This window comes from Neorhizobium huautlense, from assembly GCF_002968575.1.
GTDB classification, from domain to species: domain Bacteria; phylum Pseudomonadota; class Alphaproteobacteria; order Rhizobiales; family Rhizobiaceae; genus Neorhizobium; species Neorhizobium huautlense.
In genome coordinates this window covers 1-2,451 of the sequence record NZ_PVBM01000075.1, presented here as the reverse complement: position 1 = coordinate 2,451, position 2,451 = coordinate 1, and the positions used below count along the sequence as shown (strand labels likewise).

Sequence of the window (2,451 nt, the reverse complement as noted above, 5' to 3'; positions counted from 1 at the left end):
TGTAGAGGCTATTTAGTAATGCGACAGTTGGGCCAGTTAGAGATGCGACAGTCTCGCCTCTCGACGCACTGGTCAAAGCCAACGTTGGGAGCAAGGATGACGATCTTCAGCCTGGTCGAGACCATGAGCGGTCGGAGTCGTCATGTCCTGTTTGATCACCATGTCGCAGAAAGAATTGCATCGCCTCGAACTCATCCAGAAGATCCGTGACGAGCGCTTAAGCGTCGTCGAGGCTGCCGAACGGCTCGACCTCAGTCGAAGTCAGGTCCATCGGCTGCTGCAGGCCTATGACCGAGATGGCCCTGCCGGCCTTGTTTCAAAGAAGCGATCACGGCCGAGCAATCGGCGTCACAGCGAGGAATTTCGCAATGCGGCTCTGGATCTGATCCGCGAACGGTACCCGGATTTCGGCCCGACACTGGCACGCGAGAAGCTGATCGAGGTGCACCGGATCTCGGTCGCCAAGGAAACGCTGCGGCAATGGATGACCGAGGCCGGCATCTGGATCTCGCGTCGCGAGCGCAAGAAGCGGGTTTTCCAGCCACGCGGCCGGCGCGACTGCTTTGGCGAGCTGGTGCAGATCGACGGGTCGCATCACTGGTGGTTCGAGAACCGTGGCCCCAAATGCGCCCTGCTCGTCTATATCGACGATGCCACCGGCAAGCTCTTGCATCTTCGCTTTGCCGGATCGGAGAATACGTTCGACTATCTGCACGCGACCAAGGCCTATCTGCAGCAATGGGGCAAGCCGCTGGCGTTCTACAGCGATAAGCATGGCGTTTTCCGCAGCACGCATGCGTCGGAGAAAGACCGGACGAGCGGCCTGACACAGTTCGGTCGGGCGCTTTATGAGCTGAACATCGACATCATCTGCGCCAACACCCCGCAGGCCAAAGGCCGTGTGGAGCGCGCCAATCAGACATTACAAGATCGTCTGGTGAAGGAGATGCGGCTTCGCGGCATCGACACGATCGAGGCTGCCAATGCCTATGCGCCTGATTTTATTGCGGATTTCAACGCACGTTTCGGCAAGCAGCCGCGCAATCCGAAGGACATGCACCGGCCGTTGGCCGATCACGAGAACCTTGATGGCGCCATGTGCCGCAAGGAAGTTCGCACGCTGTCGCAGGCTTTGACGCTGCGCTACGACAAGGTGCTGTTCATTCTCGATCCGACCGACATTTCCAGACCCTTGGCGGGGCAAAAGGTGATCGTTTGCGACTATCCGGACGGGCGGCTCGAGATCATGCACGAGAGCTTTGCCCTACCCTACAGAACCTTCGACAAGTTGCGGTCGGTGCATCGGCCGGAAGTCGTCGAGAACAAGCGTCTGGACGACATGCTGTCGATCGTTGCGGAGATGCAGGTTGGACGAGAACAGCAACGTAGCAAAAGCGGCCCTCGCCGCACTGGCCAGGCGGATCATATGTTCGGCATTCGGGACGGCAGCACAGCCAACGGCTATCAGAAGCGAGGACGCAAGCCGAGGACAGATTACATGAACGATCCGGCGGGGATTGCGCGGCGAGAGAAAGCGTTATCGAGGCAACCAGCGGCGGAATAAAAATCGTCAGTGCACGCCGATATCGCTCTGCGTATCCGATTCCAATTGCAGGCAGGCGGACCAAAGCGGCGTCTTGTGGAAGGATCCATCCTGGAAGAGTGTGAGCCCCTCTCGTGCTTCATAGAGCAAACCAAGCCAGCACAAGCGCCGTAGGACGCCATATTGGATATCGGACTTTAACTCCCAGGCTTCCAGGGTCATTTCGGTGTCGGACAGAGGCGCGAAGTCTGGATAGAGGATCTTCACAATCTCCAGTGGCGTGCACCCTTTTCTAGCTTTGATATTGAGAAGATTGAGGAACATGCGCCACCAGCGTAACCGCGCCTGAACGTCCTCTTGCCGATCGGTCACATGGACATATGAATAGAGATAATCCGTGGCGACCAGATCGAAGAAGGCTTGTGGGTTTGCCAGAAACTCGCGGCCCCGTTTGGTTGGCAGCAGCACGTCCTTTTTCCGGCGAAGTAGCTTCAGATGACGGGTCATGTCTCGCACGACCCAGAGCGGCGGCATGTCGCGTTCGTTCAGCACTTTGTTCATGCTGTAGAGGTCTTCGGCTGTGAACCCTGGCCAAAGAAAGTGTACGGCGGCCCAATGCACGAACTTGCGGTTCATGGCGCCGGTCGCGGTCAATCCTATGCCACCATCACCGTCAGCATAGGCCACGGAAAGAAGCATGCCGCGAAGAAGTGGCGACAGCGCGGCAACATCGACATCACCCTGCAGTTTGATTTCCGGAAGCATCGTGCCGCTTTGAACCCTACCCCGCCCCATGCAGGTGAGCCAAGTATCAACCGGCGACGGAATAATTGCTATCGAGAAAGCTAAAGCCGAAGGGGGTGCCCCTCACCCGCCCCCGCTCCGCCCTTTCAACCCGGCCCAGCCGG

Annotated in this window: 2 protein-coding genes; one reads left to right on the top strand and one right to left on the bottom strand. The window is 58.2% G+C overall.

Annotated features, from left to right (window positions below):
- Positions 1-142: 142 nt before the first annotated feature.
- Entirely contained in the window at positions 143-1,564 is a 1,422-nt protein-coding gene (locus C5L12_RS27555; RefSeq protein ID WP_105375155.1) for an ISNCY family transposase, read from the top strand.
- A 6-nt stretch (positions 1,565-1,570) separates the two neighbouring features.
- Here the strand turns inward: C5L12_RS27555 and C5L12_RS27550 are convergent, their stop codons facing one another.
- Positions 1,571-2,308 carry a hypothetical protein gene (locus tag C5L12_RS27550; protein WP_105375154.1) on the bottom strand — a complete coding sequence of 246 codons (738 nt, stop codon included), beginning with the start codon at positions 2,306-2,308 and terminating at the stop codon, positions 1,571-1,573.
- Positions 2,309-2,451: the final 143 nt, after the last annotated feature.

Bases quoted from the DNA above. Each gene is read 5' to 3' on its own strand.
- C5L12_RS27555 (WP_105375155.1), top strand. From the start codon at position 143: ATGTCCTGTTTGATCACCATGTCGCAGAAAGAATTGCATCGCCTCGAA.
- C5L12_RS27550 (WP_105375154.1), bottom strand. From the start codon at position 2,308: ATGCTTCCGGAAATCAAACTGCAGGGTGATGTCGATGTTGCCGCGCTG.